A 13,047-nucleotide genomic window follows, 5' to 3' on the forward strand; every position below is an offset into this window, starting at 1 on the left:
ATTCTGCCGGCGCCTAACGGGCGGAGGTGATCTCGCAAGCCGATTTTGCCATCAGTCACCCGGCATTCGCAGCTGGATGGCGCTGTCGCAGCCCCGACGCGCGTCGGTATTCCTCCATCTGGAGCAGCGAGCTAAAGGGGCTACATTGTCCCATGTAAATATACGTAACTCCTGAGAAATCCAAAAAACAAGCGCGATGGTACAACATTTGCTGTTTCGTTCGCAGCTGTCGAACTTTTTGGAGCAACTCCATGCACACTGTCGTCTGCATCAAACAAGTCCCGGATTCAGCGCAGATCCGCGTGCACCCCGTGACCAATACGATCATGCGCCAGGGCGTGCCTACCATCATTAACCCCTATGACCTGTTCGCGCTCGAGGCCGCGCTGGAGTTGCGCGATCGTTTCGGTGGGGAGATAACGGTGCTGACAATGGGGCCGCCATCGGCCGAAGACTCTTTGCGAAAAGCGCTGACCTTTGGCGCGGATCGTGCCGTTCTGCTCACCGATCGCTGTTTTGCGGGCTCCGACACCCTAGCCACAACGTATGCACTGGCAACAGCGATCCGAAAGATTGGCAAGGAATATGGGCCGCCGAACCTGATCTTTACCGGCAAACAGACTATAGACGGCGATACGGCGCAGGTCGGACCCGGCATTGCAAAGCGACTGGGCGTGCTGCAGCTAACCTACGTCGCCAAGGTGAGATCCTTGGATCTCGCGGCGGGTACGATTGAAGCGGAACGGCGCTCCGAAGGTGGTGTCCAGGTGCTGCATACCAGGCTGCCCTGTCTCGTCACCATGCTGGAGGCTACCAACCAGATTCGGCGCGGTGCAATGGCGGATGCGCTGCGGGCTGCGCGTGCGCCGATTGTAAAATGGAGCGCGCACGATGCCGGCGTCGAGGACGTCTCCAAATGCGGTCTCAAGGGCTCGCCGACCGTCGTGAAGCGAGTGTTCGCGCCCTCTGCGCGCGCCGAGAAAGCGGCACTGGTTGAGGCCGCCGAGCAACCCGCGCAGGCATTGATTGACGCAATCTTCAAGCATCAGCCGAAGCTCGAGGCCGATCTTGCCGCATTAGTCCGCGATGCCTGATCTTGAAAGTCCTGGCGAAAAAGTTCCCGAGCGCGTCAACGCCTGGCACCACTCGTCACTCCGACGTGCAAGGTTGGCATGCAGAGCTTGGCGCTGATGATTCAGGCGAGATTGGCGCAATCCTCGCACCGGCGCCCTCATTGCGAGGTATGGCTCCTAGGTGACGAAACCGAGCGGGTCCCACGCTAGTCGTCATCTGGGCCGCCGCGCTCGGCGGCTTATGCTGCTCGCGGTGGCTGTCGAGACGAGCGGCTGCAATCTACTGCCGATCCAAAAGCGAAAGCGGCCCTGCCGGGCCACCTGTTGTCCTAACTGAGAATGACGCAACCTGCCCGGTGCTGCCCGCTCTGCCAGAACGTGCCTGTGAAGCTTGCGGTCCTTATTCCTCGCGATCTCGTCACTGCAATTGGGATCACCTGCTTGGCATTCGCCATCGCGGCCGCCTCCGTCAATCAGGTCTTGCCGAGCTGTCCAGCCGAGTTTGCGTCACTTTGAGGCGGGCCTCACGCCGGTCATCAAGCGGATCGCGCGAAACCAGACGCACATAAAGGAATGTAGTTTTCGAGCTCCTGGTCAGAGGCTTCGGGCTCGTCAGCTTTTCATCAGCAGTCACGGGTAACAGGTAATCTCCGTTTCTTGAGTTTCCTAAAACAAATGAGGCCGCCATGGACCCGAGCAACTGCGACCCATTCTCTTCGGATCCGCGAAGCTCCCATCTGTTGGGGAGACAGCAGGCAGCTCAGGGGTCGCAACCGAACGAAGCTGCGCAAACCGATTTTGAGCAGCGGCTGGGTGAGGCGGCCGAAGCCGCCGTCCCCGGAGATACCCAACGGCCCGCCTATCCTCAGCTATCGAGCGAAGACGAGAGCCTCATAGAGGCAGTTGAAACAGATGCTGTGCGTAGGAATCTGCAGGAGCAAACGGCTCGAAACTATGCCTTTTCCCTACGAAAACTTGGGAATGATCTTGTCTCCCGAGGCAAGACCATTTCCGGTCTCGATCAGACGTCCCTGCTTGACCACGCTTGGTTGTACTTTCCCGCCGACGAGCAAATGCGCCATGCCTTGGGGGCGCTTCACAAATACCGCGAGCCTAAGGTGGCCGATGGAGATCGACATTATGTTCCCCCTGCGGAAGACAAGAGTCTGATCGACGGCGCAGTTCAGGCAGCTGCGGCACGCCGGGGATGGGCACCGCTCACCGCGGAGAAGTACGATCGTGTTCTTCGCAGGCTGGCGAAATCGCTCGAGTCGCAGGGGCAAACGATGGCCACGCTCGATCACAACACGCTGCTAGCCCACGCCAAAGGGATGTTCGGCAATGACAATGAGATGGAGGCCGCATTGCAGGTGCTTCGCGAGCATCGTGAGCCCGGTATCTTGGCTGCACGCCGAGCCCGTGAAGATCATGCTCCTGCCGTCGAAGACAAATGCCTCATTGAGGCTGCGGCTCGTACCAGCACCCGCCCCAAGAAGGCCATCGACGTCTACGTCAAAAATCTTCTCAGGTTTGCCGGGGCGCTCAACGCAGATGGCCAACGAATCACCAATTTGGAATATCCGGAGCTGGTCAAACTTGCAAAAGAGCGGTTTCCCGGCAACGGCAGCATTGTCAGCGGGCTGGGCATGGTTCGTGATTACCGCAACACGGAGCGCGCTTCCGGTAGGGCCGCCCCTTGGCATGCGGAGGATGATCTGGCCGCCGCGTCACTGGACTTAAGTTTCGACCCGGAGGAGCTTTGGCGGCTACTGGAAGATCAACCGGTCCCCTCGCTGCCACTCCACAACTCAGCGGGGTTTCGGAATGCCTCGGATGATCCGAATCAGTTGCGGGCTGAAAACTTGAACACGGCAACGCTTCGGGAGATGCTCGTTTCATCTGTCGGATCCCCATCGGACAGTGTGAATCAGCCAGATCCAGCCCCTCTGTCGCCGGTGCAAACTGTCGATCCGGTGGAGATTTGGCCGAGTATGGGTCAAGCCGGCTCCTCGCCAGTGGAAAGTTTCGACACGGCGAAGCTTTTGGAGATCTTTACTTCACCCGGACATTCGCCAACCGACAGCGTTCATCAACCAGATCCTTCGCCGCAGTGGGATGTGGGCGGCTCAAGCTCCGGTTTTGACTTCTAGCTCGAGTACTGCGTGTGCAACCTGCACGCTTGCTACTGATGTAAGATGGGGATCGTTAGAAACGATTTGGTAGGCCTAGAACGCGATCTGGGCGACAATATCGTGGTGCGGATCACACCTATCAGGGACGCTGAAGCAGATAAAAGTGGCGATGGAGATCGGCACCCGACCACGCTCGCCTAAACCGAGACAGTAAGACCGCAGTATTCAGTCAGGCAGCCGGAGGTGCATTGGCTCGTCAAGAGAATACACAAACGTCATTGGCACGTCGGTCGCTTGTTGCGACGATGGGGGTATCGCAGCAACTTGTCTAAACGGGTAGATGAAACTTGCTTGTTTCATCCAAGCCATTGCCATGGTGATGCTGCAGCGCCCGATATTTTGAGGACAATCGACTTCGATAGGAGAGTCTTCTCGCGGGCAGAGAGCTTTGCCCAGGCAGTTGCTTGTTTCGGTGATCGTCGCCTTGTCGTCGGTGTTATTGTTTGAGCTATGTCTGGCTCACAACATCGATGTCTCAAGTCGAGCAGCAAAACTCCTCTGTGGCGGCCATAGGCGCGTTGTTCTTTGGGGAACTCACGCGCAAACATCGTTGGCACGTCGGTTGCTTAAGATGCGTATAACACTCTGACGATCATCTCGTATCGCAGGCGCAGCCAAAGAGTTCGGATTAGGCGTTCTCAATCTGTCCAAATGTAGGGATCGTCATCGATGGTGGTCTGACGGTCAGCGTCCCGTGCATCCGAGAAAATCTTTTGTTGAGCCCGATTGTCAATCCAACCGAACGTAATTTGCCATCTATTGCAGTTAACGTAGCTTACAGAGCGTTCGTTCGCTTCCCCTTCCCGAGCAGAGCGCGCCTGTAGATCAAATCGCGCGTCTTCTCGCAAGCATAAACGCCACATTGAATTGGCTCGACAACTGCCGAGCTCTTCCAGGATCTGGGGGACATTTCAGTGCGGAAGTGGTGCTAGAATGGGCCAGGGAAGTCTGACGAGATCTCGCTCGGCCCTCCCATTCCAGATCCTCGACATCTGTTCAAAGCGCCAAAGTATCCTTCTAGTTCGGCGACCGCTCGTTGCTCCCAGTCATCGGCCTGCATGAGCAATGAGAGTCGTTGAACCGGTCGGAATGTCGCGGCCTGACGGCACAGCGAAGCTATTGCGCGATAGCGGCGCACATTTTCCATAACGGCCAGACCGGTCATGCTCGATTGTCCTCATTTCATTCCGGCGGGAAGGTGTGCCAGAACGATTGTTGATTGGTTAGCGAGCGGATCGGTTACCCTGCACGGTTGACAAATCCTTACGACACGTCGCCTCGAAGATGGCGGGACGTCACGCACTGTGCGAGCTTTCTTGGCCGTAATTGGTCAGTCTCGGTAAAGCCAACCGGACCTGCATGCCTTCCCGTGTCCGTGAACTGAGAGCGGGGACAGTAGGAAAGCTGAGCATTCCGACGGGTCGACGACGTCGACGCACATGTCCTGGCGCCCACTCGCGACGGCTACCGACTGAAGCTCTCATCAACGCCAGCGCAGCGCGCGCAGATTGTCCAGAACCTGCACACAGCCCAGGCGGCCGCATCCGGATGGGCCGGGTGGGGAGGTTTGGCCATACGTAAAATTCCTTCCTGAACTTTCCGATCTAGGCGGACTGACGCCCGCCTGGAAAATTCTTCTGTCGGCAGATTTGCTTGAGCAAAATGGACCCGAAACTGCTCTGGACGAACAACTTGGGCTGAATTTCACATTTGCCAAGTCTGCCGGCGGGGGCGGCCCCGGTGCCATATCCATGGGCGATGCGCTTCGGCGCAAGTGGTGCAAGGTGCCCCGCTCCAGGGTAGCTGCGCGCTGGCTTGTGAGTATTTCCAGAGCCCGATCGTCACCCGGAAATCCGCAGTGCCATTGCAACCGCGCACCGGGACCATGGTCAGAGCTCCCCCGATGCCAAACAGACCCGCTAAGAAGCAGGCCTTCGCGTCCGACGGAAAGCTCTACGTCTCCGAGGGAACGTCGATCTGGGTGTGCGAGCCTCCAGAATACTGGTCACGCCGTTTGTTCGCCAGGGTGGAGACGTCGGCTGGAGCACTGGCGATCGCGCCGTTCGGCGACCTTCTCGGGCATTAGCTGGACAAGGCAAAAACGAGCATTTGCACGTCAGTCGGAGGCTTGACAGGGAATGTGCAGGCGGGCCGCTCGAACATCGCGTTGCGAAGACGACCAATCGAACAGTTGGGAACACGACATGCCCGAAGAAGGTAGCGAGCGTTACCGGGATGCGGATCGGGCGAAACCGCTACACCATAGTTATTTTCGCTATTGCGCGCGACCGGAAGCCCTGGGGTGTGCCGAAAAACTTAGGCGAGATGTCAAATGGCTCGAGACAGCGCCGACTTCTTGAACTCGCGCCTTCCGCGGCTTATTGAAGGCTCTAATCGTGCCTCTCCCGTGAGAACCTCTTTCGAGCGCTATGCTGCCCATGTTCTGCTGCTATCCACGAGTTGGTGGCATATGGTGCGCCATCCGGGACGAAGACGTGGGCGCACGGAGGTGCAGTCAGGCCGATGCACACAATTGGCTGCGCTCGTCGCGCTCGAGACGCGCTGATCGAGCTCGAGTTCGTCAGACGATAGCGGTGCTCCGGCCTGACCTGGCCCGCGCGAGTAAGGCCGCTTTCTATTTCGTGACGTACAAAGTGTTGATGCTGGGCGTCTCGCGCTTATTCCTTCTTTACCTCAGTAAATCGGGAGGGTGTTCAAAAACCGCGGCCTCCCTCGCCGGAGTATAGTCATGAGCAGCCAGACTGACCGACACATGCACCTCGCGGCCTTTTGCGGTCAGCCTGGCAATCACACTTCCTCCTGGCGCCACCCGCTGGCCGCGACCGCCTCGATACTTGAACCTTCCTTTTACCAGGAGATCGCGCAAATTGCGGAGCGTGGACTGTTTGACGTCGTGTTTCTTGCTGACATTCTGGCTTTGACCGAACCAAGATCAGCCGCTGGGGCACGAGAGGTTTTGCATGAGGTACCGTTCCGGATCGATCCCTTCGCAGTCCTGCCTATCATGGCAGCCGCAACTGAAAAGGTAGGTCTCGCAGCGACTGCCTCCACTTCCTATAACGAGCCGTTCAGCATCGCCCGCCGCTTCGCCGCGTTAGATCATCTTAGCCACGGGCGGATCGGCTGGAATGTAGTGACTACCGCAAGTCAGCCGGAAGCACGTAATTTCGGTCGGGAGGCAAATCCCTCTCATGCAGCGCGCTACGCGCGAGCCGCAGAATTCGTAGATGTTGTAAGAAAGCTCTGGGACAGCTGGCAGGATGACGCGCTGATAGGCGATAAGGTGAGCGGTGTTTATGCCGATCGAGCGAAGATCGCCACTGTCGACCATGCCGGCGAATATTTCAATGTCCGGGGCCCGTTGAACTTGCCAAGGCCTCCACAAGGTCATCCCGTTCTGTTTCAGGCAGGAACTTCCGACGTCGGCAGGGATTTCGCAGCAAAAACGGCAGATGCCGTCTTCTTGGCGGCCCAAACCCGGGACGAAGCAGCAGAAGCGGGTGAAGCAATTCGTTCGCTGTCCGAACGCAATGGACGCTCTGCGTCAGACATTCGGTTCCTACCAGGGGCGCTGATCTTCGTCGGCCGGACATCCGACGAAGCAAAGGAGAAACAGGCCACGCTCAACGAGCTGCTGACGCCACATGCAGGCATGGCATTGCTCAGCGAGCTCCTGGATACCGACCTCTCGGAATTTCCAGCGAACGGACCGCTCCCCGAGCTCGACATCAATGTCGTCACAGGCATCAAGAGCCGCTATCAACTTCTCAGGGCGCTCGCAGATCGCGACGGCCTGACCTTGCGGCAGGTCGCCGAGAGGGTCGCGAGCGGAGCCGGGCACAGGATAGTGGTTGGCGATCCCACGGAAGTGGTTGATCATCTCGAAGATTGGTTCGTCGCCGGGGCGGTCGATGGCTATACGATCATGTCTCCGTATATGCCGCAGGGTCTGACCGATTTTGTCGATCTGGTCGTCCCGGAGCTACAAAAGCGCGGCCTATTTCGAACACAGTATCAAGGCCGGACGTTGAGAGATCATCTCGGCTTGAAGCGACCGGCTCACCCACTTCGATAAAGTGCGGTTGAACGAATGGAGCTTACCCGTCCTCTTCGCCAAGCGATCTGGCGCGATAGCGATTGACTGAAACGGTGTCTTTCTGGCTTACTCTACTTCTGATTTCATCGCCGATTGCGCAAAAAATGGCGGGCATAAAGGTACTTTAAGTGTAGGCACCGACGACTCTCTTTCAGAGTTTCCGATCTGTGGGGATATTCATGGCTGATGTTTTTCGCAGGTTCGGAAACGCTCTACGGCAACTCGCTGCTGCGACAATTAGAGTAAACAACAGATATGCCGAGTTCGTCGGTCGCTATCCGTTCTTTCTTATCCCCCTTCTTCCGTTGTATTTGGCGGGCGTGATTTTAGTTAGTGTGTGCATTGGGTTTTCGATCATTTGGACCCTTTCTTTATTTGGGCTGGTGCACATCAGTCCGAGCTTGGATGAACCAATAATAGCATCTCTTTTAGCCGTTATATTCTTGGGCGGATTAAGCGCAGGACATTGGTTTTTCGTAGCCTGGTATACCGTCACATTCGTTGGTTCGTTGGATGGGTCTCCAAAATCGATTTTCAGGGCAGTACAGCTTGTCGGCGCAACGGCGTTATTTTTCGCGTTGGTTCACTACTACGTGGCCCTGTTTTCGGGACCTGGCGCATACAGTGGAATGATCGACCTTGCCGACAAAAACTCGTGGCTGTGGTCCGAATACAATCGGTTTCCGCGATTGTTGACACTGCCCCCAATTGGCATGGTCGTGGATTGCATCTATTTCAGCTTTGTAACGATGGCGACCGTCGGCTACGGCGACATTTATCCGCATTCGATAGCGGCAAAGATTGCGACCGTCTTAGAAATACTTTCCGCGTTTATCTTGATTGTCGTGATATTGGCGCGAGTCATTGGCCGTCCAGAGCTCAAACGTGATGAACTTTCTGCTCCTCGATCTCCTCGTTAGCCAAACCAAGGATGAGATAGACGAGTGCGTCGACGGCGTCATCGTGCTTTTCGCTGCCAAAGCCGAGTAGCTGTCTGATGAGCTACTCGCATCCTCTGCGTGGAGACTTGACCACGCCCATCTTGATGTATCGCGCCGCTACGCGGAGCCGCGCCCATGTCTTTGATCGGATGCATCGGCGTGATAGCGAACGCTCTGCGCTCCATTTCTTCGATCGCTGCTCGCTTATCCCGATTCCTACGGCTACCGGACCGGAAAATTCGCGCTGGACGCCGTTGGCGTCACCCGGCCACGGTACTGGATGATGGACTGGGTGCTGGAGTTCGACATCAAAGGGCTGTTCGACAATATCAGCCACGAGCCGCTTATGAAGGCCATCAGGAAGCATGTTCAAGACGAATGGGCTCTGCTCTACATCGAACGCTGGCTAATAGCGCCGATGCAGGGCAAAGACGGAGCGATCACCGCTCGCGACCGGGGCACACCCAAGGCGGCGTGATCAGTCAGGCATCCTGCAAGCCGATTGCTATAGCGGCTTCGAGCCGTTGTTCGACCTGAAAAGGAAAGCGATGCCGATCACGCCGGCATTTTGCTTCGCCCATGGCGGCGGGGCTCCTTTGAGCTGGCCGACATCGAGAAAACCGCTCGGGACGGACAGAAAGGCCATATGAAGATTAAATCACCCGTCGTTGTCGGAGCCGCATTTGTTGCCGGATTGGCGGTCTTTCTCGGAAAACTAACGAAGATTCGCGATGCGGCAAATAGCCTGTTGGGTTACGGTGATCCCAATCAAGATTTCCGCTTTGCCCAATTCAATTGAGTATCCATGAGATGCGCGACAGCGTTCCGCTTGGCCGCAGGCGTCACCACTTCGCTCGCTATGGCCGGCGTCCATTCGTCGGCCTAGCCAGCTTGTTGGATATCTGTGCTTTTTTACGCAGGGATACCTGCAGCAGATCTACAAGTCCCGAGTTGAAACCGCGCTCTGACGAGTCGAAATAACGCTCATAGTGATGGAACAACGGCTCGCCATATCGATCGATAACCTTTGCCCGGTTCTTGATGAGGCGAGTTTTCCATTCCGAAAGCGTTCTAGAGTAGTCTTTACCGATGCGCCGTAGCTCCATGACCTCGTAAATCCCGCCGCTCGCCTCCAAGACGTCATCAATGTACGGAAGCGCCGAACCCCTGAACACATCTTCAAGCAGAAACCGTACGTCGCGCACCTCGCTCAAATCGCGCGGAGGCCGGGTGGAGATGATCGTCTGCAGGCCAAGACTGGCCTGGTCCACCGAAATATCCGAGCACCACTGAAAGAACTTCCTATAGATGTCGCGATGAACATTTTCTGCGCGATCTTCCATCGATGCAAAATGCTCAAACGCGCCTACCGACATCACCGCGTCAAATCTCTCCGTTGGCGCGGGATAGTCGGCCCAGGAGCGAAGCTCCACACGGATGGTCTCTCTACTTCGTGCGGAGATATAAGCGAACTGATCGTTGCTTAAAGTAAGCCCGACCGCTGAAGCGGCGTTAAGTTCATCCAATGCGTAGCGAATCAAGCCACCCCATCCACACCCTACATCCATGACCCGATCCGAGGCCTTCACTCGGGCAAACGAAGCAATTCGAGCCAACTTCTGTTTTTGCGCATGCTCAAGGTCAAGCGCACCATCCCAGACGCCACAGCTATAGGCCATGTGATCCTTGTCTAGGAAGACTGCGTAGAAATCGTTATCTACATCATAATGATAGGAGATTTCGGCTTGCGTCGCCATGCGTTAAAGACCTGCTTCTATTCAGTATATTTAGGCTTTCTGCTGAACCGCTAAAGATTGTTTGACGAACCGAACGTTTCGCCGAAAGCCGATGAGAGATTCATGAGGATCGCGTCCTTCACCTTCGTTCCCAGCCGGTCGCATTCGGATTCATTCTGTTGACTGTGCTCAGGCTGTGCCGCGTAGGGAGCATGCCTTTGCGGGTCGATTTCGGGTGTGCTACGGCAAAGTGCCGCTAACGTGTCTCGGCCGGTCGCTTTCTGTGCCACAGGCGGTCTGTCTACTGTCCTGCAGTCCCGTTTGTTCATTGCTCGTTAAAGTCCGTGCTCCCGACAAGCCCTGCGCAGCACGCAAGCTATCGAATGAACGAGCATTTACCCAACCATATTGGAGTAGACGCTCTCCATTGAAGCGTATGTAGAGGCTATACGATGGTTTAAACGGTGATCTAGCGCTCACCCCGTCTGTGTGAGCATGACGGAAACTGGGTGATGACGACCTGAGAAAGGCGGCGTATCGAGGCTGGTGCGTTATCACGAAAGTGCATGGTGAGGCACAAGCGCTATATCGACAAGCAATCGCGCCAGCACGAGGGATTCCGATTGTCACGTGACAAATTAGGTTGTCAGTAACACCCGACGCGAACGCTGATACGGCGAGCGCCATCGCGCATCGACTGTTGCAGTCCCACGCAATTGGATGGCCGCTTCACAGCTCAAGCGCGCGGTCCTCAAGCAGCTGACGCATCAGAGTGGCCTTGATCTCGTGTGCGATCTCCTCGCGGATCTGGAACCCGCACTGTAACTCGGCATCGCCGTTTCCGGTTAGGTGATGATCGGCGAGCCGTTGCTCAAGGCGGCTCGAAAACTCCTCGGCCATCGCCTCGATGAGCCGCCTTGCAGTAAGCATACGACGAAGCTTACGATTACCCGCATTTCTGAGTCAGAGTGTCGCTCCCGTTGCGATGTCGATGAATCACGATAGTTTGCGCCACATGATCAGAATCCCTGGTGGCGGATCGTTGGCGGGGGCTAGATAGCCGCCGAGCCTGACGGTCTTGATGAGATAAGAGGATAATGTCTTTCGTTGTGCGCTGACTGGAGTCGTGTCCTTGACGAGCCGATCAAGCCATTGGATTTCAGCTTTGGTCAGCGCAAATACCGGTGAGGCATTTGGCGCTGAACGATTGAGCATCGTCATCCAAAAAATGCGCCAGCTCACAATGCTGAACACCGAGATCAGAATCGTCAATCGCTGAGCAGGTCCGCAGTTGCGAGTCTCTGCCCTACAGCCGGGAGCATCTTGAAGACCTCGATCGTAGGGAATACCAGTCGAGTGTCTCGATCGCATCCCCGCGCGATTGCACCGGAAGATCGGTCAAGAGTTTCCATTCAATCTTCTTTCTGTTCTTTGGCGCTCCTTTTTCCTCGGCGTGGATCATTGTCAAAGTCAAAGCTGGATACCGCGACTGCTTGCCTATCGGTGGCAGAATATGGATTTTACGATGCCGGATTGCTGAAACTGCCTGGTCTGGATTGCCCGTGCTATCCTTGACTTCGATCCGGTGCAGACCACCACGATCGCGTCTATTATCGTACGTCCCCCATCAATATCATCATCAGTGCGATAACGAACGTGGCTATGATTGTGCGACGAATGCCCATTTTCGGTCTGATAAGCCCAGTAGTACGGCTAGTAAGTCATTGATGTTCTCGACCCAGGGCTGACTCCCTCGAGCCGCCGAACACTCCCACGAGCGTCTCAAGCGCGTTCGCTCTCCTAGAACAAGGGCTCGATAAGGTATGCAAACGCTCACGATGTTAGGGGTTGCTGGCGGCGCTGCTTTGTCGCGCGAAATCAGTTTTTCGGGCGGGCCCATACGTGATCCGGCTCCTGGCCCTTTCCCTGCTGAAGCTGAGATGTTGGGGAATGTCTCGCCACGTCGTCGGCGTGAGTTTGCCTGGGGACGGTACCACGCTCGTGAAGCGTTGCGCGATCTGGGCCTTACCTCTCTTCCGATTTTGCGGGGAGTAAATCGGGCTCCGATTTGGCCTTCAGGAATCGTCGGGAGCATTTCTCATTCTTCGTGTAATTGCGGAGCTGTTGTTGGGCGCTCATGCAACCTGCTCGCTGTGGGACTAGATATTGAAGATACCGAACCACTCGAAGCGGACCTTTTGCCAATTATATGCACTCCAGCGGAAATGGATCGCAGAGATTGGGCCAGCAGTCGTTTCGGCGCAAAATTGATCTTTGCGATAAAGGAAGCCGTATACAAAGCATATGCGCCAGCAACCGGGGAGTTCCTGGAGTTGCACGATGTCATGGTTAGGACGAATGACGAGAATGGGGTGTTTGAGGCGGAGATTGTCAACTTGGAAAAGCCAATGAGCTTCGGCAGTCGAGCCATAAATGGAATCTACTTCCCGTTTTTGGGAGGAGTTCTTGCATTAGCTCTGCGATTTCGAGGTGCCTAATGCAGCCTGTTGCGTCCTCACCATCTCGTTTTCCAAATTCTGCGCTGCGCAGATCAGGGCAACACGTTGTGGTCCATACGATGAGAAACGATGTCTGTTGAAATATCTTGCAAAGGTCGGATGGGAGCGTCACGGGTGCGATCAATTTGAAAGTTCGTCCCGCTACCGTGCGTTGTGGGATGCGGCACCAGAGGCGCACCATAGGAGGCGGTGCGCTCCCAGCCTTGGGGTGCGAGATGGAGAGCTGTACCTCCCAACGGGCCGGCAGCCCGGCGACCAATGGGCGTCGGCAGACCTCAAAGAAGGAATGCGCCTGCACGACGCTGCTGCCCAGCGCTTCTCAGCCGGAGACAATTTGACAATTTCGGGTGTGAACTACACGGCCATGCTAGGACCACCTGGGCTCGAGAACGAGATTTTTCTTCGCCGAACCCGAACGGTCTCGCCTGCCAATCCGGAGAGGGTCGCCTGCAGCCATTCTCAGCGATGC

12 protein-coding genes and 1 pseudogene are annotated in these 13,047 nt (G+C 56.3%); 9 read left to right on the forward strand and 4 right to left on the reverse strand.

Features of this window, described 5'->3' with window-relative positions; translation table 11 throughout:
- Window positions 1–251 precede the first annotated feature (251 nt).
- Together ACVINW_RS19910 and ACVINW_RS19915 are read left to right on the forward strand one after the other, a co-directional pair.
- Window positions 252–1,094, forward strand: coding sequence for an electron transfer flavoprotein subunit beta/FixA family protein (locus tag ACVINW_RS19910; protein WP_456752855.1), 843 nt, complete (start codon window positions 252–254; stop codon window positions 1,092–1,094).
- 665 nt (window positions 1,095–1,759) lie between these two features.
- Window positions 1,760–3,223 carry a hypothetical protein gene (locus ACVINW_RS19915; protein WP_456752856.1) on the forward strand — a complete coding sequence of 488 codons (1,464 nt, stop codon included), beginning with the start codon at window positions 1,760–1,762 and terminating at the stop codon, window positions 3,221–3,223.
- A gap of 970 nt (window positions 3,224–4,193) precedes the next feature.
- Here ACVINW_RS19915 and ACVINW_RS19920 read toward each other — a convergent pair.
- Complete coding sequence (locus ACVINW_RS19920; RefSeq protein ID WP_456752857.1) at window positions 4,194–4,430, reverse strand: hypothetical protein; 237 nt, start codon at window positions 4,428–4,430, stop codon at window positions 4,194–4,196.
- Window positions 4,431–5,168: 738 nt separating this feature from the next.
- Between ACVINW_RS19920 and ACVINW_RS19925 the strand changes: the two genes are divergently transcribed.
- The 6 genes and pseudogenes from ACVINW_RS19925 to ACVINW_RS19950 all read left to right on the forward strand — a co-directional run bounded on the left by ACVINW_RS19925 (window position 5,169) and on the right by ACVINW_RS19950 (window position 9,122).
- Window positions 5,169–5,351, forward strand: a complete 183-nt coding sequence (locus ACVINW_RS19925; protein WP_456752858.1) for a hypothetical protein — start codon at window positions 5,169–5,171, stop codon at window positions 5,349–5,351.
- Window positions 5,352–6,014: 663 nt separating this feature from the next.
- Window positions 6,015–7,361: an LLM class flavin-dependent oxidoreductase gene (locus ACVINW_RS19930; RefSeq protein ID WP_456752859.1), complete on the forward strand. Its 1,347-nt coding sequence runs from the start codon at window positions 6,015–6,017 to the stop codon at window positions 7,359–7,361.
- A 200-nt stretch (window positions 7,362–7,561) separates the two neighbouring features.
- A complete protein-coding gene (locus tag ACVINW_RS19935) occupies window positions 7,562–8,302 on the forward strand; it encodes a potassium channel family protein (RefSeq protein WP_456752860.1) in 741 nt (246 codons plus the stop codon).
- A gap of 304 nt (window positions 8,303–8,606) precedes the next feature.
- A complete protein-coding gene (locus tag ACVINW_RS19940; protein ID WP_456752861.1) occupies window positions 8,607–8,801 on the forward strand; it encodes a hypothetical protein in 195 nt (64 codons plus the stop codon).
- Window positions 8,779–8,960, forward strand: a pseudogene (locus ACVINW_RS19945) (IS66 family transposase); the annotation flags it as partial. The gene ACVINW_RS19940 and the pseudogene ACVINW_RS19945, both read left to right, overlap by 23 nt.
- Before the next feature lie 9 nt (window positions 8,961–8,969).
- Window positions 8,970–9,122 carry a hypothetical protein gene (locus ACVINW_RS19950; protein WP_456756609.1) on the forward strand — a complete coding sequence of 51 codons (153 nt, stop codon included), beginning with the start codon at window positions 8,970–8,972 and terminating at the stop codon, window positions 9,120–9,122.
- A gap of 58 nt (window positions 9,123–9,180) precedes the next feature.
- Here the strand turns inward: ACVINW_RS19950 and ACVINW_RS19955 are convergent, their stop codons facing one another.
- From ACVINW_RS19955 to ACVINW_RS19965, 3 genes are all read right to left on the reverse strand, one after another.
- A complete protein-coding gene (locus ACVINW_RS19955) occupies window positions 9,181–10,080 on the reverse strand; it encodes a class I SAM-dependent methyltransferase (protein WP_456752862.1) in 900 nt (299 codons plus the stop codon).
- 708 nt (window positions 10,081–10,788) lie between these two features.
- On the reverse strand, window positions 10,789–10,989 hold the full coding sequence (locus tag ACVINW_RS19960; protein WP_456752863.1) for a hypothetical protein: 201 nt from the start codon (window positions 10,987–10,989) through the stop codon (window positions 10,789–10,791).
- Between the two features lie 66 nt (window positions 10,990–11,055).
- Window positions 11,056–11,331 carry a hypothetical protein gene (locus ACVINW_RS19965; RefSeq protein WP_456752864.1) on the reverse strand — a complete coding sequence of 92 codons (276 nt, stop codon included), beginning with the start codon at window positions 11,329–11,331 and terminating at the stop codon, window positions 11,056–11,058.
- Window positions 11,332–11,882: 551 nt separating this feature from the next.
- On the opposite strand from ACVINW_RS19965, the gene ACVINW_RS19970 reads away from it, so the two are divergent.
- Window positions 11,883–12,557: a 4'-phosphopantetheinyl transferase family protein gene (locus ACVINW_RS19970; protein WP_456752865.1), complete on the forward strand. Its 675-nt coding sequence runs from the start codon at window positions 11,883–11,885 to the stop codon at window positions 12,555–12,557.
- The last annotated feature ends 490 nt before the right edge of the window (window positions 12,558–13,047 follow it).

This window comes from Bradyrhizobium sp. USDA 4461 (genome assembly GCF_054055655.1).